The sequence below is a fragment of the Photobacterium sp. R1 genome (genome assembly GCF_054600795.1).
The window spans coordinates 1-241 of record NZ_BAAHZP010000902.1; the positions used below are offsets into that span (position 1 = coordinate 1).

General features: G+C 52.7%; 1 protein-coding gene. It reads left to right on the forward strand.

Annotation, left to right across the window (positions count from 1 at the left end; translation table 11 throughout):
• The coding region (locus ACYP03_RS27675; protein WP_459782893.1) for an FAD-binding protein at positions 1-241 on the forward strand (241 nt) is incomplete at both ends.

Sequence of the window (241 nt, forward strand, 5' to 3'; positions counted from 1 at the left end):
TGCGATGGCCCGTGGGGACCACACATTAAACTGAAGCTGGATCATCTGGGTAAAGATGTTCTGGAATCTCGTTTGCCGGGCATCCTTGAACTGTCGCGTACCTTTGCGCACGTCGATCCGGTGAAAGAGCCAATTCCTGTGATTCCAACCTGCCACTATATGATGGGCGGTGTACCGACTCAGGTTTCCGGACAAGCGATTAAGCAAAACGCAAACGGTCAGGACGAAGAAGTGCAGGGTC